The organism is Candidatus Accumulibacter meliphilus (assembly GCF_036625345.1).
Classification (GTDB): Bacteria; Pseudomonadota; Gammaproteobacteria; order Burkholderiales; family Rhodocyclaceae; genus Accumulibacter; species Accumulibacter meliphilus.
This window is the reverse complement of record NZ_JAZKTZ010000014.1, coordinates 72,820-94,172: the sequence shown is the minus strand read 5'-3', so window position 1 is coordinate 94,172 and position 21,353 is coordinate 72,820. Positions and strand designations below refer to the sequence as shown.

Annotated in this window: 17 protein-coding genes and 1 pseudogene; 3 read left to right on the top strand and 15 right to left on the bottom strand. The window is 65.9% G+C overall.

All coding sequences use genetic code 11. The features are described 5' to 3' along the window. The 15 genes and pseudogenes from V5B40_RS22170 to V5B40_RS22100 all read right to left on the bottom strand — a co-directional run. A pseudogene (locus V5B40_RS22170) lies at positions 1-498 on the bottom strand (putative baseplate assembly protein); the annotation flags it as partial. Next, a complete protein-coding gene (locus tag V5B40_RS22165; RefSeq protein WP_332356593.1) occupies positions 498-899 on the bottom strand; it encodes a GPW/gp25 family protein in 402 nt (133 codons plus the stop codon). The gene V5B40_RS22165 and the pseudogene V5B40_RS22170, both read right to left, overlap by 1 nt. Then, positions 896-2,692 carry a hypothetical protein gene (locus V5B40_RS22160; protein ID WP_332356592.1) on the bottom strand — a complete coding sequence of 599 codons (1,797 nt, stop codon included), beginning with the start codon at positions 2,690-2,692 and terminating at the stop codon, positions 896-898. The genes V5B40_RS22165 and V5B40_RS22160 overlap by 4 nt, the downstream gene beginning before the upstream one ends. Further along, the gene (locus V5B40_RS22155; RefSeq protein ID WP_332356591.1) at positions 2,689-3,375 is read right to left on the bottom strand and encodes a phage baseplate assembly protein V; all 687 of its coding nucleotides are present in this window, start codon (positions 3,373-3,375) and stop codon (positions 2,689-2,691) included. Before V5B40_RS22155 ends, V5B40_RS22160 begins: the two co-directional genes overlap by 4 nt. Next, positions 3,375-4,469, bottom strand: coding sequence for a phage late control D family protein (locus tag V5B40_RS22150; protein WP_332356590.1), 1,095 nt, complete (start codon positions 4,467-4,469; stop codon positions 3,375-3,377). The genes V5B40_RS22155 and V5B40_RS22150 overlap by 1 nt, the downstream gene beginning before the upstream one ends. Before the next feature lie 12 nt (positions 4,470-4,481). Further along, entirely contained in the window at positions 4,482-4,655 is a 174-nt protein-coding gene (locus V5B40_RS22145; protein ID WP_332356589.1) for a hypothetical protein, read from the bottom strand. A gap of 11 nt (positions 4,656-4,666) precedes the next feature. Next, on the bottom strand, positions 4,667-5,812 hold the full coding sequence (locus V5B40_RS22140) for a hypothetical protein (RefSeq protein WP_332356588.1): 1,146 nt from the start codon (positions 5,810-5,812) through the stop codon (positions 4,667-4,669). 8 nt (positions 5,813-5,820) lie between these two features. Continuing rightward, on the bottom strand, positions 5,821-6,285 hold the full coding sequence (locus V5B40_RS22135; protein ID WP_332356587.1) for a phage tail protein: 465 nt from the start codon (positions 6,283-6,285) through the stop codon (positions 5,821-5,823). Next, positions 6,285-7,859, bottom strand: coding sequence for a phage tail protein (locus tag V5B40_RS22130; RefSeq protein WP_332356586.1), 1,575 nt, complete (start codon positions 7,857-7,859; stop codon positions 6,285-6,287). Before V5B40_RS22130 ends, V5B40_RS22135 begins: the two co-directional genes overlap by 1 nt. A 76-nt stretch (positions 7,860-7,935) precedes the next feature. Beyond that, entirely contained in the window at positions 7,936-8,379 is a 444-nt protein-coding gene (locus tag V5B40_RS22125) for a phage tail protein (protein ID WP_332356585.1), read from the bottom strand. A 17-nt stretch (positions 8,380-8,396) separates the two neighbouring features. Further along, complete coding sequence (locus V5B40_RS22120) at positions 8,397-10,154, bottom strand: phage tail sheath subtilisin-like domain-containing protein (protein ID WP_332356584.1); 1,758 nt, start codon at positions 10,152-10,154, stop codon at positions 8,397-8,399. 181 nt (positions 10,155-10,335) lie between these two features. Beyond that, positions 10,336-11,142, bottom strand: coding sequence for a hypothetical protein (locus V5B40_RS22115; protein ID WP_332356583.1), 807 nt, complete (start codon positions 11,140-11,142; stop codon positions 10,336-10,338). After that, positions 11,139-11,726: a DUF4255 domain-containing protein gene (locus tag V5B40_RS22110; RefSeq protein WP_332356582.1), complete on the bottom strand. Its 588-nt coding sequence runs from the start codon at positions 11,724-11,726 to the stop codon at positions 11,139-11,141. Before V5B40_RS22110 ends, V5B40_RS22115 begins: the two co-directional genes overlap by 4 nt. A 415-nt stretch (positions 11,727-12,141) precedes the next feature. Next, the gene (locus tag V5B40_RS22105; RefSeq protein ID WP_332356581.1) at positions 12,142-12,399 is read right to left on the bottom strand and encodes a hypothetical protein; all 258 of its coding nucleotides are present in this window, start codon (positions 12,397-12,399) and stop codon (positions 12,142-12,144) included. Between the two features lie 231 nt (positions 12,400-12,630). Beyond that, positions 12,631-13,626: a sigma-54 dependent transcriptional regulator gene (locus tag V5B40_RS22100; RefSeq protein ID WP_332356580.1), complete on the bottom strand. Its 996-nt coding sequence runs from the start codon at positions 13,624-13,626 to the stop codon at positions 12,631-12,633. Positions 13,627-14,131: 505 nt separating this feature from the next. On the opposite strand from V5B40_RS22100, the gene V5B40_RS22095 reads away from it, so the two are divergent. From V5B40_RS22095 to V5B40_RS22085, 3 genes are all read left to right on the top strand, one after another. Beyond that, positions 14,132-17,458, top strand: coding sequence for a VanZ family protein (locus V5B40_RS22095; protein ID WP_332356579.1), 3,327 nt, complete (start codon positions 14,132-14,134; stop codon positions 17,456-17,458). Between the two features lie 343 nt (positions 17,459-17,801). Further along, positions 17,802-19,586, top strand: coding sequence for an asparagine synthetase B family protein (locus V5B40_RS22090; RefSeq protein WP_332356578.1), 1,785 nt, complete (start codon positions 17,802-17,804; stop codon positions 19,584-19,586). Between the two features lie 103 nt (positions 19,587-19,689). Next, complete coding sequence (locus tag V5B40_RS22085) at positions 19,690-21,336, top strand: acyl-CoA ligase (AMP-forming), exosortase A system-associated (RefSeq protein ID WP_332356577.1); 1,647 nt, start codon at positions 19,690-19,692, stop codon at positions 21,334-21,336. Positions 21,337-21,353 lie beyond the last annotated feature (17 nt).

Genomic DNA, 21,353 nt, shown 5'->3' with positions numbered 1-21,353 from the left:
TGAAGCGAGATAGCCTTTGGCAGCACCGTCGATATGATGCACTTTCTGCAGACCGGCGATCACCGCCTCCATGCGCGCCGCATCGGCGTCGGCAAGCGGCTGCTTGTACCAGGCCTCGGCAGCCACCGGCAGCAAAGTGGTTTCGGCCAGCGTTTCGAAGGGCAGCGGCGCCTTGATGCGCGCCCCCGCGGCGAGGGTCACGGCGGCCAGTTCGGTGGGCTGGGCAAAAGCCAGACTGACGATGGCGGCAGCCGGTCGCGCCGGTCGCAGGCCCTGCCCGAGCAGCTTGAGGAATACCAGCCGCTGGCGCTCGGGAATCAGGTTGACGCGATAAAGCAGTGCGTCGCCGAGCCAGGCGAACAGCTCCAGCAGAGTGCGACCGGGGTCGCCCAGGCGTGGGTTGGTCCATTCCGGCGTGTGCGCCGGGACGCGGGCCAGCAGATCTTCGAGCAGATCGTCGAAGCTGCGGTCATCGAGACGGGGCGGCAGGATCGGCATCAGCCTTCCTCCAGTCGAACGGTCACGGCCAGCGCGCCGGGTGTGCCGGAGCGGGCCAAGCGATAGGCGATCTCCACCCGCAGGTCGGCGGGCTTGTCGGGGACTTCGAACACTTCTACCCGGTCGAGCAGGATGCGCCGTTCCCAGCGGCCGAGCGAATCCATCACCCAGTCACGAATCTGGCGCCGAGTAGCGAGGTTGTTGGGCGCGTGCAGCAGACGATCGAGTCCGGCGCCGAACTCGGCGCGCATCAGTTGCTCGCCAGGTCGGGTGCTGAGAATCACGCGGATGCCCTGGCGCACGCTGGCTTCGAGATCCGGCCAGTCGAGTCGGCCGTGCTCGTCCGGCAAGGCGAACAGCGGCCAGCCGATCAGGGGACGCGGCAGCTGGCTGGTGCTCATGACTCACCTCCGCTCTTCTTGGGGAAGGGGATGCAGATCTTGATGAACATCATCCAGCGGAAAAACAGATCGAACAGCGACAGGAAGATGTTCAGCACGATGAAGGCGCAGATGGTGATGATCGGAATATTGAAGCTGCAGATCCAGCCGAGCTTGAGGCCATTGTCGGCCGGCTCCTTGCCGTCCATCAGGTCGAGCGGATCGCCGCCGAGCAGGTTCTGCATCGACGCCGGAACGGTGAACGCGACGTTGGGCTTGAGCTTCTTGAGCATCTCCTTGTCGCCCGGGTCGGGCAAGGCAATCTGTAGCGGCGGCGCACCGCTGCCTTCGTACCAGGGGGCAATTACAAAAGCCGGGCTGTAGTCGCCCCACACCGTTCGGGCCGGGCAGACACCTTCGGGCTTGAGACGCACGAAGGCGCGCAGCACGTAGCGCGCACCCGGGTCGTCGAAGCGTCCGGCGACGCCGCTGACGGCCTCGAAACGCAGACGCAGGCAGGCCGACAGGGCGCGCAACAGGGCATCGCCGGTAGTGGCGTCGAGCGCCGGCCAGCCCGCTGGGATGGTTGGTGCGGGCGAGACCGATTCCTCATTGAGCAGGATGCGGCTGGCCGCGGCGAGGAAATCGCCCGCCGGGCGGCTGCCGGCGATTGGCTTGCCGACGGCGTCGGCGAGCGGCAAGGCAATGCCGTTGAGCACCTCCATCAGCGAATCGGCTTCGGCGCTGTCGCCGAAAGCGTCGAACTCGACAGCCAGTTGGCGCAGCAGGAGCAGGAGGCGCTTCATCATGCTGCGCTCAGAGTCGCCCGGATTGCCGGCGATGCTCGCCAGGTCGGGCGTCAGAGCACGGCCCGGCCGCGGGAAGCTGTCGGCGAGGCCGCGCAGCGGGCCGACCAGATGCTCCTTGAAGTCGGCCGTCGTCGGACCGAACGCAGCCTCGTCGAACTCCGGCGCGCCGCCCTCGGCCTTTTCGCTGCTGGTGGTCGGGATCAGGCCGTAGAACAGCGTCGCAGCCGCCGCCTTGCAGACGTCCGGCGGAGCGACGAACATCGGCACCACCGATTCGTTGAGCAGCGCATCTTCCTGCGCCGCCAGCAGCGTGCTCACTTCACGGTCGAGGACCGGCTGACCGGTCGTCGGCCGGCTCAGTCGGCGCAGTGCTTCGGGGTCGTGGCGATTGCCGCGCGCGGCGCCGTCGGCGGCCGCGGCGATGCTTGCCCAGCCTTTCAGGCTGTCGCCGGCGCGCATCCAGCCCTGCTTCACTTCATTCCCCTTGGCATCGCGCACCAGCCGACGGATGACCATGCCGGCTCCCTCCACCCGCTGCGGGTCGATACGTGGCTCGCCCGGTGTATCGCAACGCGCTTCCATCACCGCCAGGTTGAACTGGCGCTGAATCGGCTGGAAGAGCTTGAGCACTTGCGACCCTTCAGCGGCGCGACGAATGCCTTCGACCAGCTCCCGTTCGCTCTTCTGCCCACTTTCCTGCTCGCTGGTGACCGCCAGCGCAGCGGCCACCCGCCCGCCAGCGAGACCCAACTGGCGGCTGGCATCGCGCAGCTTGTTGAAGAGCTCGCGGCCCCTATTGCGTTTGCTGCGCGACCGGGTGTCGCTACCCGTGGCCATACGGGTCGGACGCGCCAGACTGTCGCGCAGAGAGATGCGCCCATTGGCATCGCGCAGACTGGCCAGCACGGCCTCGATGAAGTCGTCGTCGCTGCGCTGCAGGATCGCCGGCGCACCGCCAACGGCAAGGTCGCGCGGGGCCGAGAGGATCACCTCGTGATGGCTCACCATATGTTTCCCGCTCCCGGTGTGTAGCTGGTGGAGATAACGGACGTCGCCTGCAGAACCTCGCATTTGACGATGCCGGAAAACTTGGCCATGGCCGTATCGACGGTGACCATGCCGGCGCTGATCTTGACCTGCGGTGCTTCGACCTTGACCTCGGCACTGGCGGTAATGCTGATCCGTGCCGCCTCCATGACGACGCGATTGCCGTTGGCGTCCTCGACGGTGACCTTGCCCGGCCCGTCGGAGAGCGTAAGTTTCTGCCCGCCCGGTGTTTCGAGCACCAGTTGTTCCTGACCCTGTTGGTCATCGAGGGTGACGGTAACGCCGTTCTTCGAGCGAATGCGCTTGAAGCGATTGCCTTCGTCGCCGAGTTCAGCCGGTGCCGCGTTGGCACCGCTCCACAGTCCACCGACGACCAGCGGATAGCGCGGATCGCCTTGCAGAAAGACCACCAGCACCTCGTCATCGACATCGGGCATCAGGAAAGCGCCGCGATCGGCACCCGCAAAGGGACACACCACGCGCGCCCATAGCGGCGCGTCCTGAGCTTCGAAGGCATCGAAGGCGAGCAGGCGAATCTGCACCCGGTTGCGGCGCTCGGGATCGGCGATGTCCACCACGCGCGCGAGCTGGGCACCGTTGAGCCATCCAGCGGCGGGCTGGAAATGCGGCGCACGATCCATCAGGAAGCCTCCCCGAGATAGGCGCACTCGCCGACGAACTCGGTGCGATAGCCGGCGCGCACATCGTAGCGGTGGCGCGCCTCGACGACGTAGTAGCTGTTGTCCCAGCGCGCGGACAGACCGCTGACCGCCACCGTGCTGCCGACGCGAAGTTGCGCATTGCCCTCGGCAACGGCGTCGAGACGCACAAAGCGCCGCGCGCGTTGATCGAAGGCCGCCTCGGCCACCGCCCGCGCTTCGGCGTCGGTCGCCAGGGCCAGGTGACCAAGGTGTTCACTGCGCCGTTCGAACGCGCGGCCAAGCCAGTCGGGGCCACTCGTACCGCTGCCGGGCCCGCCGTGGCTGAGACTGCCGACCTCGGCGCTGACAGCGCTGCCGCCGACCGGATCCCAGCCCGCGGCAGTGATGCTCGTCACCTGTTGCGCGAGATCGGCCACCACCCTGGCGCGTGCCAGCTGGCCATGCAGCTCGAGGCTGAGTTCACCGCGCCGAACGTCGCCACGTGCCGCCACCTGCAGCTCCTCGCCGACGATCTGCAGGTCGGCGTCGAAACGCCCGAGCAGTCGCCGCAGGAAAGCGAGATCGCTCTCGTTGAGTTGCGCCCAGGTAGCGATCGGCTCGGCCAGTCCCTGCACCGAAGGTCGCAGGCCGAGCTCGTTGGCGACGGCATTGACCACGTCGGCCGGCGACATGTCGCTGTAGACCTTGCTGCGGCGCGCCATGCGCGCGCGCCCGAGCGGGTCTTCGGCAAGCACCACCAGTTCGGGCGGCGAGCCCTGCGCGAATTCGGCCTCGAAGCCGCTGACCACGCCACGGAAAAGCTCGCGGGCCTGCGTCTCGTCGCCGGCGTAGACTTCGATGGCCGTGCCAAGCGCCAGCCGAGAACCGTCTTCGAAGGCATATTCCGCACCGCCGTCGGTGGTACTCGCCCAGTTCGAGAAGCGCAGTTCGGCGGTACTCATACCCCCCTCGGATTCCTCGATGCGCATGCCGATGAGCAGCTCGGAAACGCGCAGATCCTCCTGTCCGGCGAGGCGCAGCGTCGGCCGGGCACGATAGACCGCGGATTGACTGACGGAGGTTTCGGCAGGCATGGTCGCCAACTCCTAATCCGCGTGCCAGCGCTGGCGACGCTCGTTGCGCAGCGCGAGTTCGCGCAGCGTCGCTTCGACTGCCTCAGCCTCGCGTGCCGCATCGGGCGCCGGCGCGGCGCTGGTCGACTGCGCGGCTTCCTGATCCGGCCGGACCTCGGCCTGCATCTCTTCGATCATGATCGGCATGAATCGCTCCTTTAGCGTGAGCCGATGACGAACTCGGCGTCACCGCTGACATCGGCTTTCAAACCGCTACCGCCGCCGTCGATCAGACGACCACCGACGGCCACCTTGCCGGCACTCGAAATGCTCGCCGAGCTCTGTAGCAGATTGCCCGTGGAGAGCGGCCGTGAACTCAGCTTGCTCTCTACCCGCAGCCCCGAGAAGCCGGCACTGGCCGAAGCTCCGGCACCAAGCGACAGGGACGCCGATGCGCCGCCACCAAGGCTCAAACCGGCTCCTGCACCGACTCCTCCGCCGGCGCTGACACCCAAGCCCGCGCCACCACCGACGCTCAGCCCGGCCCCACCTCCAGCGGCGAAGGCTGCCGCCGGCAGCAGGTTCGCGCTGCCCCCGACCGAGCCCGCCGCCGACGCAGACGCTGAAAAACCACCACCCGCCGACGCTCCGACGCCAGCCGAGAAGCCGGCGCCGACCGCGGCACCCGCCGAGAAACCGACACTTGCCGATGCCCCTACCGCGAGTCCGCCGCCGGCGCCAAAGCGCAGGCTGGCCGCGCCGTTGGCCGCTGCAATGCCGCGCGCGGCACGCGGGTCGCCGGCCTTGTTGGCCGCGCCCTGGGCACCACCGAGCGGTCCCTCGTCGTCAGGAACGACCACCGGTTCGGGGGCAAGCTCGGTGTCCACTTTGGCTGGCTTGTCGCCAGTGCCGCCCTCGAAAGTGACGTCCTGACTCGACAGCGTCAAATTGATCGAGGAGCGCAATGGCAAGCCGCCAGCGGCGAAGAAGTCGATCGTCTCCTTGTACTGTTCCACCATGCCGGTGAAGGCGTAGGCGCCCCAGCTGAACTTCACCACCGGTGGCACTTTCTTGCTCTGGCCTTCGGGGATGGGCTGCAGGAGCTGTGCCATCTTGTTGGTAGTGATGCGCACGTCCTCGCCGGTGTCGGTGCTGTCGAAAACCACGTCCATGGTCAGCTTGGCCGTTGTCTGGCTGACGTACTGCTTCTTCTTGGCGCCCTGGCCCTCTTCCTTGAGGGTGTTCGAGACCGTGTGCTGCAGGCTGGCGGGATTGAAATGCACCGTGATCGGCTCGCGATGCGGACCAGTCATCGCCTCGAAGCGGGCAGCTGCGTTGGTGACTTCGTTCGGGAGTTCGGACATGACCCGCCTCAACTAACGAGCACCAGGCCTTCGTGGGCCAGATGCAGTTCTTCGATGCCGATCTCGCTGCCTTTGGCATTGAGGTCGGCGGCCTTGAACTTGACCGGCAGCGCACGGCGCAGCGCCCAGCGCACCACCGGCTGATCGGCGCTGTTGCGCATCTCGATCTCGACCTGCAGGCGGTAGGCATAGGCGCCGGCGCCCACTCTGGCGAACCAGTTCCACAGGTCGCGGGTGTCGGTCATGCCGCGCTTGAGGACCACCGTGGCGAAGCTCACCGGACCGGCACGCTGCACAGCACCGTAGTTGCTGCCACCGACCTTGATCACCTTAGGTTCCATGGTCGCTTCGAGCCCGGTGCATTCGGAGAACGCGCCCCGGCAAAGGGCGACGTCGTCGCCGCTCGACTTGGCCAGCGATTGCTGGCTGAAGTTGACGTGAAAGCGAAAGACGTGCAAGGGAATGTCATTCATCAGGCCACCTCGCGCAGCGCTTCTGCAAGCGCTGGTGCGGCGCCGCCACCGGTGAGGTCGAGCACCACGCTGATGCGCTCGACCGCCGCCACCGGGAGAATGCTGACTTCGGCGCGCAGGCGACCATTGTCGAGATCGTTCTGGCTCATCGTGCTGCGATCGCAACGCACGCTGAAGGCCTCCTCCGGCGAAGCGCCACCGAGCGCGCCCTCTCGCCAGAAGGCGGTCAGCAAGTGCCCGAGTGTGCGCTCGATGCGCTGCCAGAGAGCGGCTCCGCTGGCCTCGAAAAGTGCCGTTTCGCCGGCGCGCCGGGCAGCTCGCAAGAGCGCGCCCATCAGCCGGCTGACACCACCGGCCCGCCAGGCTTCGTCGGCGCTGGCAGTAACGTCCGAGTGCAGCACCCAGCCCACGGGCGACGGCGCAATCACGCACACGCGTTGCGCGAGGCGGTCCGACGGCGTCGTGGCGATGCCGCTCCAGGCGAGGAGCGGTTCGCTGCCGGATACCGCAGCCAGCGGCGTGCCAGCGACCGAGCGAAAGGTGCCGCGCGCCAGGGCATTGATCGCCAGCAGGCCGGCGAGCAGCCCCTCGGGCGCCTCGAGCGCGCCTGGCAGGTCGGCGCTGTGGCTGGTCCTCAGCCACGGCCAGGCCAGTTGTACGAAAGCGCTGGCCACGGCACGGCCGCCGTTGCCGCTGTCGGGTTCCACGAGTACGCCGGCGTTTCCCAGGTAGGTGTGGAAATCGGCCTGCGCCCAGGTGTCGGCATGGCGGGCGTTCTGCATCGGCAGCGGCAGCGCGGCGACGAGAAGCATCTCGCGGTGCAGGCGGGCAAGGCGCTCGCGGGCCGTGCCAAGGGCATTGCGCCAGGCAATGAAACCCTCGCCATCGGCGCGCGGCGGCGCCAGATCGCGCAGACCAACATCCTGCTCGACCGCTGCCGCAGCGTTGCTCGAACACTCGACGAAGACCTCTGGCGAGCTGGGCGGCTCAACCGCCACGTCGACCATCGCCGGTTCCATGGCGCAGATATCGACCAGATCCGGCAGGCACAGCAGCGTCACCTCGGGCAGGCCGGAGAGATGACCGATGCCGATCCAGCTGGCCGGGTCCAGCGGGCTTGCCGCAACCGCCAGTAGCGGCGCAAGGCGCGTCGCGCGCTGCGCCGCGCGATTTCCGGCGGCCTCGAGGTAGGGCCAGGGATCGCCGCAGCGCACGATCAGGGCGCGTCGCCCGCCATTGGCAAAGAAGCTGCGCACCGCGGCACCGAGATAGCTGGCGCAGAGCCGCTGCTCGCTGCCGACCGGCTGCATGACAGGCCGCCTATCCCAGGCAAACAAGGCGTCGAAGGCGTTCCAGCTGTCGACCACCACCGGCAGCTGCAGCAAGGCCTCGACCTCCGCCTCCGGGCGTGCCCAAGGCCCGTCGATCCAGCGCGCCTCGACGAGTGCCGTATACACACTGGCCGGCAGGGGGGTCGCCCGTCGTCCGACGTAGCCCACGAAACAGGCCACATCGACCCGGTTCGGGTCCGGCGCGACGGCCGGCGGCGCCAGTTCGAAGGACAGACCGTTCATGCCCGCTCCCCCGCGAAAAAGCCGGGTTCATACGGTACCGCCAGGAGGCGTGTGCGCATCATCACAGCAGTTTCGCCTAGGCCTGGATCTCGAAGCCTTCGGCCGCGAGTACGATCTCTTCCATCGCCACGTCGCCACCGCCCTTGCCAGCCAGCGTCGGGCCGGTGTACTTCATCGGGATGCAGCCGCGCAGCAGCCAGGTACGCACCGGGTTGTGGGCTTCGTCGAGCAGCGTCACGGCGACCGTCCGCTGGGCCGCCGGGCCGGCGGTACGCGTTTGCTCGATCCACTCCCACAGACTGTCGAAATTGACGATGCCACGCTTGAAAGTGACGTCACTGACCTTGTGCACGCCGGCCACCTTGCGCACATGGTTTTCCTTGTCACTGCCGGCGCGGTATTCAGCGACGGTGACCTCGGTGCCAATGCCGGAAACGTCGGAAAAACCACCAAAGTCGTCGCTGCCGTCGAAATTGACGACGAAGTTGAAGGCGCCATAGGGTGTGATTCGCTCAGCCATGGTTCAGTCCCCCTCGCTCAGGCACGGGCATCGGCGGTTTTCTGGCCGATGCGGAAGATCACGAATTCGGCCGGCTTGATCACCGCCACGCCGATCAGGCAAACCAGGCGACCGTTGTCGAGGTCGTTCTGGGTCATGGTGCTGCGGTCGCAGCGCACGAAATAGGCTTCCTCGGTCTTGCTGCCGAGCAGCGCACCGTTGCGCCACTCGTTGTAGAGAAAGTCGGAAATCGTCTGTCGAATGTTGGCCCACAGCCGCTCGCCGTTGGGCTCGAATACCGCCCACTGGCTACCGCGGTCGATCGACGACTCGAGGTAGTTGAAGTAGCGCCGCACATTCACGTACTTCCACTCGGGGTCGGACGAAGCCAGGCGCGCGCCCCAGACGCGGAAGCCGCGACCCGAGAGATAGCGCAGGCAATTCACGCCGATCGGGTTGAGCATTTCCTGCTGCGCAAAGTTGATGTCCAGTTCGAAGCGCAGCGCGCCACGTACCACTTCGTTGGCAGGCGCTTTCCAGACCCCGCGCTCGACGTCGTTGCGCGCGTAGATGCCGCTGACGAAGCCGGAAGGCGGCAGCGCCAGTTCGCGCGGGATGTCCTCGCGGCCCGGCCGGGCCAGCGGATTGGGCACTACCACCCAGGGGTAATACACCGCCGCGTAGCGCGAATCGATGAGGCCACGCAGGCTACGGGCCTGGCCGGGTGTCTGGTCGCGCGGCAGGTCGAGCACTGCTATGCGGTAGGCGCGGCGCGATTCGGCGTGCGAGATCAACAGGTTATTGATCGCCTGTGCCTCGGCGTAGGCCGAGGAACCGGGCGCAGCGACAATCGAGATGTCCTCGAGGCCGGACAGCTCACCCAGGGCCAGTGCGTAGTTGGCAGCGACCGGGGCAGCGCCGTCGCCGCCGCCGATCAGCGCAATCACCCGCTCGAGCTCGCCGGCGGCATTGGTGACAGCGCCAGTGAACAGGGCGTTGCGCAACTCCAGCGCGCTGACGTTGGCGCCAATGGTGATCGCGAACATGTTCTGCAGATGATCGGCGCGGCGTGCCGGGGTGGCCGACATCACGTGCCCGACCCAGGTCGGATGGCTGCGATCGAAGCCAAGCCCCTCGAAGCTGAGGTCCTCGTTGTCATCGTCGATGGCCACCACCAGCAGGCTGACGAGGCGCGGCGTGTCGGCTGCCAGCGTGGCCGCCACTTCGGCGGGAGCACCGGGGTCGGTGGCCGGATGCCAGTTGTTGCCGACCTTGAGGTGGAAGGCGGTGCCAGCGCCAGCACCAGTGACCAGCAAAGTGCCGGCCGGCGCGTTGCTCATCGCCGTCGCGGCCACCGGCGCGAGTTGCTCACGCACCACCACCTGGCCGTTGCCGATACTGCCGGGGAAACGCGAAACGAAGTGCACCGCTTCGTCGGCGGTGTTGCCATCCGGCGTCACCTGACCGCTGGCGGTCGCCGCCCCGGCGCCGACGGCGCGCGAGACATAGAGTCGCGAACCGCCCTCGTTGTAGAAGGCGCGCACCGCGTGCGCGAGGTAGTTGGTGTCGGGCGAGGCGCCGGAGAGTGCCAGATCCGAAATACCGCCGTAGATGCGCTCGAAGTCGCCGAAGCTGGTCAGCAGTTCGGGTACTTCCTGGGCATCAGTGCTGGCACGGAATGGCCCTTTGCGGGTAGGCCCAGCGAACGCGGTGGTACTGGTGCCGACGCCCTCGATTGACTTGGCGCGGAAGCTGGTTTCCTCGACATAGACGCCGGGAGCTAGGTACTCGGGCATGGCAGGTCTCCTTCGATCGAGCGTGCCGGGCCATTGATGCCCGGATTTCGGACTCGCTGCTTAATGTGAAAGTCGCGCACGCGACTCACGAACCTCCCTTCTCCCTTTGCGGGGGAAGGGTCAGGGAAAGAGGGGACGGTCATGGCGCTCATGATCTGGTTTGTCTCCACTGTCATGACCGTTAGGGCAGGTCAAGGCCCAGGTTGAGATTCAGGGCGCCCCGCGCGGCGAGGCTGACGTTCTGCTGCGTCGTCGCCAGGGCTGCGCGACGGCTTTCGAGATCGGCCGGGTCCACCAGCGGCATCGCTGGCGGCAGGCGACCGGCACGGACATCGGCGATGGGCGTACGCGTGCCCAGGGCCGGGTCGAAAAAGACTTCAACCGTGGCCGCGATAGTGGTTACCACCACCTCGTCCTCGTCCTCCGACCAGGTGGTCACCGGCACGCCGACCACCGGCACCAGCGCCTCGCCACGCCAGTCGCTCATGCCGCGCGCGAGCACCGTGGCCCCGGCCAACACGCGCAGCAGCGCGCCGCCCAGGGCTGCGCCGTCGGCGTTGTCGGTGATGCTGGCGCGCACGGCCGTCCAGTTGGTGCCCAGCCCGGCCGCAGCGCTCGGGTAAAGCGGAATGTCCACGGCCACGAAGAGCGAATCGCCACCCACCGCCAGCGGGTCGCGCGGCAGCGCGATGCTGGCCAGTCGCGGCAGGTAGTGCCCACCGGGATCACGTAGCGTGATTGCCAACTCCTCGCTGCCTGGCGCAGGCAGGGCCGGTGGCTCGTCGAAGGCCGCAGCGTGTGTGGCCAGGCGCGACCATTCGTGGATCACGTAGAGACCGCTGCGATTGCGCGCAATACGCGCGCCCACAGCAGACGCTTCGAGCCGGCCGCGCAAGGCGATGCCGGTCGTTCCATCGACCGGCCGCAGCGCACCGAGCACCCGCCACTCAAGGCGTTCGAGTTCGTGGAATTGACGAACGACGCTCACGACACCTCCTCGCCGAAGGCAAAGCGCCCGCTGACCACCGGACGGAACTGCGCGTCGTCGCTGTCCGGGTCAATGCGTACCAGTCTCGCCACGTAGGACACCGACAGTCGATAGGACGGCGTGACGGCATCCCAGATGCGCATCAAGTCCTCGGTGGCCAACTCCGAGGGCACGATCTGGATCACCTCGTCGCCCGCCCACCCGGCATCGGGAGTCAGCGACGAGGCATCGAGCACCGGGAATTCATGCAGTTGCCGCAACGCCCAGGTGAGCGCCACCTGCTCATCCTGCGGCGTCATTCCCCAGCTGCTCATGAGATAGTGCAGATCCAGTCCGAGGGGTGCGAGGCGGCTGTCGGAAGCGCGCAGATGCGCGCTTTGCCGGGAGTGCTCATTCACCGAGAGGCGATAGAGAAACAGCGTGATGCGACTGCGCTCTTCGCTGTCGCTGGCCAATTGTCCGGCGCTCACCAGTTCGAAATCGCAGGCCGGCAAAGCACGACCACCGATCTCCGTCGGATAGGTGTTGCGCAGAAAGGTCGCAATCGAACTCCCCACCGAGTGCACCCCGAATACGTTTGCCATCGTCCTCCCTAGGGAAATTGCCTGCTTTGCTTGCCACGCTCTCCGCCAGATCGACAGCGAGCGGCGCTCTGCCCTGCTTTTCCAAAAACATCCTACGGATGCTCAGTTGCAAACCACGTGCCAGCTATCAAGGGCGATTTAACTACATGTATCGGCAGCTGTTTCTGAAGGGGCTTGGCAGCGAAGCGAACAAGGCGGGTCTGACGCGACCCGCTACGGCAGCCGTTTCTGGAGCACCCTGCTCGCCGCCAGGTACTCGGCTCGCCGCCCCAATGCCGTCAATACCGTTCGCCGGCGACGCAAGCGATGACTGCACAGGCAATGGGTAGGATTCGACCCGGGCGGGTCAGTTTTGCCCCACCGGCCACGAGTCACTACGCTGCCAGTGGAGGTGTGGCGCATTAAAATCAATGACTTATTTTCCATGGACGCTTGCCGACGGCTTCTTGGCGCGCAGATAGACGACATGGTGGTCGGCGTTCTCGTGACGGCGCACGAGACCTTGCGCTTGCATGCGCAGGAGAGCCGCTTCGACGCACTGAGCATCGACCCGCCAATGCCTGGGCAGCCACCATTCGCAGATGCCATCAACGGTGTCAGCCGCATCCGGATGGCTGTGCAGGTAACGCAGGATGGCGTCTACCACTTCGCTGGTACGTGGCTGCGGCCGCATGGACTCCCTTCCCTGAGACGACATTCATCTGAAAGCAATGTTCGTGCTATGGGCAAGGCGCTCGCGGCAAGCGTTGGCGCTCAGCGAAAGGGAAAGTGGAAAGGTGGCAATAAAAGCGGATCAGCGTCGCCTGCACACGTCGCGAAAACCGCCTTGGCGGCTCAGGCGCAGGAAGGCGTCTGCCGCAGCGCAGCCGACGCAAGCGTGCTGCACGTGGAAGTCAAAGACCGTTCAGGCGTGCCGAAAGTCATCGGGCGCGATGCCGTGCTTCTTGAGCAGCTTGCCGAGCGCGCGCCGCTCTTTGCCGGCCAGACGGGCGGCGCTGGAAACGTTGCCGGCGCTTTCCGACATCAGGCGCAACAGCTGGCCGCGCTCGAAAGCCTGCAGCGCCTGCTGCTTGGCAGCGTTGAAATTGAGGGTCGTCGGACTCGTCAGGCGACGATCGGCTTGCTGTCGGCGATCGTTGTCAGGCGCGGTTTCACCGATCCGGATCTCCGGCTTGTCACACAACAGAAACTCGCGCTGGATACGATTCTGCAGCTCGCGGACGTTGCCGGGCCAGGCGTAGGCAAGCAACCACTGGACGGTATCGGGGTGCAGTTCCTTGACCGCCAGGTGGTATTGACTGGCGGCTTCGGCAATGACGTAGCGCGCCAGCAGCAGGGCGTCCTGGCCGCGTGCGCGCAGCGGCGGCACATGTAGCTCCATGGCCGTGAGACGGTAGTAGAGGTCGGCACGAAATGCGCCCTGTTCGATCGCTTGCGGGAGATCGCAGTTACACGCCGCGACAACGCGCACGTCGGCGTTTTCGACCAGGCTGCCACCCAGGCGACGGTACTGACCGTCCTGCAGAAATCGCAACAGGCTGACCTGCGCCTTGGCGGTCAGTGCATCCACTTCGTCAAGGAACAGGGTGCCCCCCTGCGCCTGCGCAATCAGGCCGATCTGGCTCTCGCGCGCATCGGTGTAGGCACCTCTGGCGTGCCCGAAAAGCTCGTTTTCGACCAAGTGATCGGGCAGTGCGCCGCAATTGACCGGAATGAACGGTCGGTCCCGACGTCCGCCCTGATAGTGAATGGCACGCGCAGCCATTTCCTTGCCACTGCCGGTTTCGCCGCTGATCAGGACTGTGGTGTCGTAGCGCGCGACCCTGGCGAGAATCGCCAACATCTCGCGGAAAGCCATGGATTCGCCAATAAAACCATTGTCGTCAGGCAACTTGCTCATCGTCCGTCTCCCCATCGGGACGCCTGCGTAGGCGCCGGATCGCTCAAGATCGAGGCGTCAACCTAGCAAACGTCCTCGGCTGCAGTCCAATAGACTCTGTGAATGCTTGCCGGGAAGGGAAGCAAGCCATGGCACATCGGCCCCACGGGCAGTTAGCCGCCAACACCGCACTCTTCCGCAGCAGCGTCGTCGCCGACAAGCTGTTCGGTCTCTTCAAGCATTCAGCCCCGGGCACCGACTGGCAGCGTCACACAGTCGGCACACCCGTCGCTGGCCCTCGCCTAACCAAGTATCGCGCCGCGGACGCTCCAGCGTACGTCATCCGGACGCGGTCAACAGGCCGGCAAGAATTCCAATCGCCAGGTTACGGTTCTACAATACGCTTGCCATGTCGCACCTTGCATCCCCGACTCATCCCGCAGGCGGCCCTGACGACCGCTCAGGCCGCCTCGTCCTCGCTTGGCTTGGCTATATCGGCTTGGTCGTCTACGGCAGCTTAGTGCCAATGAATTTCCACCCGCTCCCTCTCGATCAGGCCTGGGCAGCTTTCCAGCAGCTACCGATGTTGAAAATCGGCGCGCAGGGACGGGCCGACTGGGTGTCCAACGGGGTGCTATACATACCGGTGGGTTTCTTGACCGTTGCCTTGTTTCCGCGCGGCAGAACGCGACTGGCGCAGCTGCCCTTGCTGGTCGGCGCGGCGCTTTTCTGCGCTGCACTGGCCCTGGCTGTGGAGTTTACCCAGTTGTTTTTTCCAGCACGCACGGTGTCACGCAACGACGTGATCGCGGAGTGCATCGGCAGCGCGCTGGGAATCATGGCCGCGTGCTACTGGTCCGCCGGGTTCCTCAACATGCTCAGCGCTATGGCCGGGAAGCTAGGCCAACTGAGCACCCGAGTGCTGCAGTTCTATGCCATCGGCTACTTTGCGTTCAGTCTGTTCCCCTTCGACTTTCTGCTGTCGACGACAGAACTAGCCGCAAAGATCGATTCCGGTAGCTGGGGCTGGTTTCTTTCCGAGCAAAGCATGGGCCGGGGGGCGATCATTTTCACGGCCAAGCTGCTGGCCGAAGTACTGGCGGTGATACCCCTCGGATTGATGTTGGGCAGCTTCAATGCGGCCAGGCAACAACCGGCGACCCGCCATGCGCTGCTCTACGGGACCCTCCTCGGTCTCCTAATTGAAGTCGCGCAATTCCTGATCTTCTCAGGCGTCAGCCAGGGCGCCTCGCTACTCACCCGTGCCGTCGGGGTGTATGGCGGCGCGCGCCTCTGGCGTGACCAGGCGCGTTGCCTCGAGCTGCAACGCCAAGCGGCAAAAACATGGCTGACGCTGCCACTCGCTGCACTCTATCTACTGGCTCTGGTTGCAGTAAACAGTTGGTTTGATCGTCCATGGCACGGCCTCGACCGCGCCAGCAGTGTGCTCACCGAGACGCACTGGCTGCCCTTCTACTACCACTACTACACTACCGAGCAGGCTGCCCTGCTCAGCTTGGCGTCGGTGGCGCTGATGTACGCCCCCATCGGGGTCCTCGCCTGGCTACGCCGCTGGTCGCCGGCGACCGCTCTCTGGTGCGCAGCCGTGGTGGCAAGCGGCATCGAAACAAGCAAGCTTTTTCTCACCGGCCTTCACCCTGACCCGACCAACATCCTGATCGCCGCGGTCGCCACCTGGTCGGCACGCTGGCTGCTCCGGCGCCTGCAAGCGGCTCCGACCCGGAATGCGGCCACCGACTTCCCCGGCGATGCGTGGGCCTCTGCGTCCACGGCGCAGCCCGAAGCGCCGCCGACCGCGCCTGCCACGGTGGCCAACGACGGCCGCCCGCCCGCACGCGCCTGGTTTGCCCTGACCGTTACCGTGCTGCTGGCGGCCTGGATCATCATCGACTTCCCGTACCACCCGCTGCTTCTTGCTTTGGCGCTTCTCGCCTACGCTGCAGCGCTCTGGCGCAACCCGCGCCTGCTCTGGGCCGCGGTTCCCGCGGCCATTCCGCTGCTCGATCTGGCGCCGTGGAGCGGGCGTTTCTACCTGGACGAATTCGATTTTCTGATCATCGTCAGCCTGGTCGTTGCCTATGCCCGCGTTCCGCCAGCGCCGCGAAACCAATACCGTGACGTGGTGGGGTTTGCGGTGGCGTGCCTGATCGCGGGCGTATTCGCCATCGGCACGCTGCGCGGCATGCTGCCTCTGGCGCTGCCCGATGCCAACAGTTTCAGCAACTACCACAGCCCCTACAACGCACTGCGCGTCGCCAAAGGTGCCTTCTGGGCGCTGCTGCTCTGGGCACTGATGCCGCGCTTTGCCGCCGGGGGCGTCGACATCCGCATGCCCTTTGCGCGCGGCATGGTGCTGGGCCTTGCCGGAACGGTTGCCGTGGTGATCTGGGAACGCCTGCTCTTTCCAGGGCTCTTCAACTTCACCGACCACTACCGGGTGACCGGGCCGTTCTCCCTGATGCACACCGGTGGTGCCGCCATCGAGACCTACCTGACCGCCGCGCTGCCTTTCGCCGTGTTGCTCACCGTGCAGTCGCGCGCGCTCGCCGCCCGTCTAGGCGGCGGCCTGCTGCTTCTGGCGAGCGGCTACGCGCTAGCCGTGACTTTCGCGCGCGCGGGCTATGCCGGCTTCGCGGTGGCGCTGATCATCATCTGCCTGGCTGCCTTCCTGCCACGGCGGCCAAGGACTTCCCGCACCGCGGCAAGCGATTCCTCGGCACCAGCGGCGCAACTCCAGCCCGCCAGCGACCTGCGCCTGGGCAGCCCGAGAATCTATCGCTGGGCGGCGCCGCTGCTCCTCATCGCCGTGCTCGCCGCGGTCGCCGCACCGATCTACAGCGGCTCCTACGCCAGGGAACGCCTGGCGAGCAGCGGCTCCGACCTGGCCGTTCGCCAGGCTCACTGGGCCGATGCCCTGGCCATGCGCGACCCCGGGCTCCTGAGCGCGCTATTCGGCATGGGGATCGGCCGCTACCCGGAAACCCACTACTGGCGCAGCAGCGAGGACAAGGCGACCAGCTACCGCCTGGAGAGCGAGGGCGACAACCGCTTCCTGCGCCTCGGCACGGGTCAGCCGCTGTACATGGAGCAGTTCGTCCGCAGCGAGCCCGGCCAGGAGTACCTGCTGCGCCTGGACACGCGCAGCGCGCAGGCGGGAGGTCAACTCTCGGCTTCCCTGTGCGAGAAACTGCTGCTGACCTCGAGACGCTGTGTGAGCGTCACCACCCCCGCGCAGGAAGGAAGCTGGCAGCAGCACGAACTGCGCTTGAACAGCGGCGAGGTCGGCGGCAACGCCTGGATGGCGATGTCGCCGGTGAAACTCTCGCTCCACAACGCCGCGGGGATTCGCGTCGATGTCGACAACGTTCGCCTGCTGCAGCCCGACGGGGAGTCACTGATCGCCAACGGCGACTTCGAACAGGGCCTGGATCTGTGGTTCTTCGCCGTCGACGTGCATTGGCCCTGGGATATCGCGAGCATGCCGGTGGGCATCCTGTTCGACCTGGGCTGGCTCGGCCTGCTCGCCTTCGCCGTGCTGCTAGCACTGGCGATCAAGCGGACAGGCAGCCGCGCCTGGCGGGGAGACCTGCTCGCCGCAGCCACCCTGGCGGCGCTGGCGGGAGTGCTTATCATCGGGACTCTGGGCGCCGTCATCGACACGCCACGCTTCCTGCTGCTCTTCCTGCTGCTGACCTGGCTGGGATGGGGTGGCAAGAGGTCCCAGCGCCGCAACGGCGTGCTGCTCATGCCCGTGCCCGAGTTGGAGCAGTTGGCCGGCATCGCCAAGGGCACGCACACGGCAGCTTACCGCGACCGCCGAGACAGCTACTGATGACCTGCGACGGCCATTTCGAGTGCTTGCCCGCGGTAACACTGCTCGTCAAGGCCGATCAGCCCTGACCTCACGCCGTATGAAAAAGCCCCGTTGGGCCGGCCGCCCAGGCGGTTCCCCTCACATTGCGCAAGACAAGCGATGCGCGGCGGCACTTTGATGGGCTTACCAAGACCGCCGACTCTATGAGAACATACGGCGCTCGCCGGTGGATGCGCTAACGACGAGCGCCACCCTTCTCGGCTGCGAAGCACTACCAACAAGACCGCTGGCCACGTTGGCTCCGGCCGTCGGAGATCCGGACCCGCTTCATGGCGGCAAGACCACAAACTCGGAATCAGCGATGAAAGACATACTTTCCGGCCAGATCGATCTGACCCGCTTGCTGGACCCGGCGTCCGCGGCCGATCTGATCGCCTCACTCGACCTGTGCGGCGCTCTGACTGCGCGTGATGCCACTGCCACCTGTGCGATGACCGGATCGCCGCGTTTCCTGAACGATGACGACGCCAGCGTCGCGCGCCAGGCCGGTCGGGCCGCCGGCCTGCTCAAAGCCTGGCAGGAAAGTGGCAGCGAATTGTGTGCCCGCATCGGCGGCAGCTACGCCTTTGCCATCGTCGATGCGAAACGCGAATGCGTCTTCCTGGCCGTCGACCGCTTCGCGGTCCACACGCTCTGCTATCGCGTCGATGAGCGTACGCTGGCTTTCTCCGACCGTGCCGACTGCGTCCCGGGCGGCAGCGACGAGCTCGACCCGCAGGCGATTTTCGACTACCTGTACTTCCACATGATCCCGGCACCACGGACGATCTTCAAGGGCGTACGTCGGCTGCCAGCCGCCAACGCGCTGCTCGTCGACCGCCAAGGTGTGCACGAAATTCGCCACTGGCCGCTGCGTTTCGACGAGCACCACCGGCAACCCTTCGCGGCGTCGCGCGACGCTTTCCGCAAGCTGATCCGGGAGGGCGTCAGCGACGAGATTGGCGGCGGCCACCAGCGCGTCGGCGCCTTCCTCTCGGGGGGCACCGATAGCTCGACGGTCGTCGGCATGCTCTGCGAGGTCACGGGCCAGGCGGCCCCCGCCTACTCGATCGGCTTTGCTGCCGACGGCTATGACGAAATGGAGTATGCCCGCCTGGCGGCAAAGCATTTCGGATGCCAGCACCACGAGTACTACGTGACCCCGGCCGACCTGCTGGCCAGCATCCCGGCCGTCGCCCAGCATCACGATCAACCCTTCGGCAACTCCTCGGCCCTGCCTGCCTACTACTGCACCAAAATGGCCGCCGCGGACGGCTGCAGCAAGCTCCTTGCCGGCGACGGCGGCGACGAGCTTTTCGGCGGCAATTCGCGCTACGCAGAGCAGCGCCTGTTCGAGTTTTACCAATCGGTGCCGGCAAGCCTGCGGCAACGGATCGAGCCACTGTGCTCGGACGACAGCGTGCTGCGGCGCATCCCGGGCCTCAAGCAGGCAACCGGCTATGTCCGGCATTCGCGCATACCGATGCCGGATCGGCTGCAGAGTTTCAACCTCATCATGCAGCTCGACCCGGCGAAGGTGTTGAGCGCCGATTTTCTCGCCCAGGTCGATCTCGGCGAACCGTCGAAGCACATGCAGGCAACCTGGAGCGAATGCCGGGCACCGAGTCTGATAAATCGCATGCTGGCCTACGACTGGCGCTACACGCTGGCCGACAGCGACCTTCCGAAAGTCCGCGGCGCGACCGAGATGGCCGGACTGGCCGTCGGCTACCCCTTGCTAACGGACCACCTGACCGACTTCTCGATGGCCCTGCCCACCAACTGGAAGCTACGCCGCTTCAAGCTGCGCTGGTTCTTCAAGGAGGCGCTACGCGGCTACCTGCCCGACAAGATCATTACCAAGTCGAAGAAAGGCTTCGGACTGCCCTTCGGCGTGTGGGCGACGCGCGATCCCGCCCTTCGGAAACTCGCCGAAGATTCGCTGCACAGTCTCGCAACGCGCGGCATCGTACGACCGGACTTCGTTCAGCGGCTGGTCAAAGAGCATCTTCCCGATCACCCCGGATATTACGGCGAGATGGTGTGGATCTTGATGATGCTCGAACAGTGGTTGCGTGGCCACGAAATGCGGCGAGCTGCCGGATAGCGCTGATCGCCAGTTTTCACGCCAGCGCGAACAATTTCACAGTCGCTACGGCGCTTGTCGCTAAAATCGGCATCTCCTACATGATCACCACCACCCCAAAAACATGACCCATGCCAACCTGCTTGCCGAGCTGATAGAGCACGCCGCGGCGCGCAATCCTGAAGCCATCGCACTCAGCTACGGCAAACAATCAATGCCTTACGGCGTGCTGCAGGAATCAATCGAAGGTCTTGTCGGCGGCCTCGTCGGTCTCGGACTGCAGCGCGGCGAGCGCATCGCGATCTACCTGGAAAAGCGCTTCGAGACAGTCATCGCCAGCTTCGGGGCAACGGCCGCCGGCTGCGTCTTCGTGCCGCTCAATCCGCTGCTCAAGGCCGATCAGGTCGCCTACATCATGCGCGACTGCAATGTCCGCGCCCTGCTCACCTCCAGCGAACGGCTGTCGTTGCTCGCGCCTGTCCTGCCTTCGTGCCACGATCTGCGGCACGTCATCGTCACCGGCAGCGCCCCCCTGCCAGCCACGGACAGTCCGCTGGCCTACCTGCGCTGGGACGAGCTGCTGCTCGCCGGCGGCCGCAGCGGTCACCGGGTGATCGACACCGACATGGCGGCCATCCTTTACACCTCGGGCAGCACCGGCAAGCCGAAAGGCGTCGTTCTGTCGCACCGCAACATGGTCGCCGGCGCAAAAAGCGTCGCCAGCTATCTCGACAACAAGGCCGACGATACGCTGTTGGCCGCCCTGCCGCTGTCTTTCGATGCCGGCTTCAGCCAGTTGACGACCGCCTTCCACGCTGGCGCGCGCGTCGTTTTGCTCAACTACCTTTTGCCACGCGACGTACTCAAGACGCTGGCACGCGAAAAAGTGACCGGGCTGACGGCGGTACCACCGCTCTACATCCAGCTCTCGGAACTCGACTGGCCAGCCGAGATCAGCGAACATCTGCGCTACTTCGCCAATACCGGCGGACGCATGCCGCGCGAGACGCTGGCCAAGTTGCGCGCCCACCTGCCGACGAGCAAACCCTTTCTGATGTACGGCCTGACCGAAGCCTTCCGCTCCACCTACTTGCCGCCGGAAGAAGTTGACCGACGCCCCGATTCGATCGGCAAAGCCATCCCCAACGCCGAAATTCTGGTCTTGCGCGAAGACGGCTCGGCCTGTGCAGTCCACGAACCCGGCGAACTTGTCCATCGTGGTGCACTGGTCGGCATGGGCTACTGGAACGACCACGAAAAAACGGCCGAACGCTACAAACCACTGCCCGCCAACACGCCGGGCCGTGATGCGGGTCTGGTGCTTCCCGAGATTGCGGTGTTCTCCGGCGACACGGTGCGCAGCGATGAGGAGGGCTTCCTCTACTTCATCGGTCGTCGCGACGAAATGATGAAGACATCCGGCTACCGGGTGAGTCCGACCGAGGTCGAGGAAGTCCTCTACGCGACCCGGCTGGTCGGGGAATGCGTTGCTTTCGGCGTCGACCACCCGACGCTCGGGCACGCCATTCAGGTAATTGCCACCCCTGGCACTGGCTGCACGCTGGATACCACGGCGCTGCTTACCGAATGCCGCCGCAGGATGCCCGCCTACATGGTGCCGGCCAGCGTCACGGTTCGAGTTGGGCCCCTGCCACGCAACCCGAACGGAAAAATCGACCGCAAAATGCTGGCCGGCGAGTTTCTTGCGAAGGCAGCGCCGGCAGCAGACGCCGGCAAACTCGACACCTGCATTGAAGGAAGCCGCAAGTGACTCAACTCCAGCGCCCC